Raw genomic sequence first — 630 nt, forward strand, 5'->3', positions numbered from 1 at the left:
GAAAAGAGTTTGATAATCATTTGATTGATGAATGTTTAACAGCATTTGGAATTAAACGGTCCTTAAGTCGCAAAGGCTGCCCCTATGATAACGCAATTGCAGAAAGCACATTCAAAGCAGTGAAAACAGAATTTGTGTCAAATACTATTTTTGATTCACTGGCGCAACTTAAATTGGAATTTAATCACTATGTGGATTGGTTTAATTATAATCGACTTCATTCAACATTAAATTACCAGTCGCCGATTGAATACAAAAGAAATCGATGACCTTATCTTTTTGGTACTAAAAAGTGTGGACATACCAAAGTATTTTTCAACTTGGCGCCATACCGAAGACTCTATTGGCTTACCATTACCGCTGTTTTTCCGCCTTTTCCTAGCTAGGGTTACCGCATCATGTGCTTGATAGGCTTGATTAGGTTTTGAGTTTCTTTTTATCTCTCGACTTATTGTCGAAGGATGTCTATTGAGTAGCTGGGCTATCTCTTTTTTATTCTTTCCGGCTTGTAATAATACGAAAATCTGGTATCTTTCCTTCCTAGAAAGGTGATTATAATACATAGCAATCTCCAAACTGTGGTGGTGCGAAGGTGCTAGTATAAATCACCTTTCTACTTTCTTCACTCCA

General features: G+C 36.7%; 2 protein-coding genes. One reads left to right on the forward strand and one right to left on the reverse strand.

Translation table 11 applies throughout. From position 1 onward, the window contains the following. On the forward strand, window positions 1–269 hold a 269-nt coding region (locus tag A9G37_RS00790), incomplete at its 5' end, for an IS3 family transposase (protein WP_141670985.1). On the opposite strand, the gene A9G37_RS00795 is transcribed toward A9G37_RS00790, so the two are convergent. Next, entirely contained in the window at window positions 228–563 is a 336-nt protein-coding gene (locus tag A9G37_RS00795) for a helix-turn-helix domain-containing protein (RefSeq protein ID WP_065574338.1), read from the reverse strand. The genes A9G37_RS00790 and A9G37_RS00795 overlap by 42 nt on opposite strands. Between the last annotated feature and the right edge of the window lie 67 nt (window positions 564–630).

It is taken from the genome of Gilliamella sp. GillExp13 (assembly GCF_001690815.1).
GTDB lineage: Bacteria > Pseudomonadota > Gammaproteobacteria > Enterobacterales > Orbaceae > Gilliamella > Gilliamella bombi.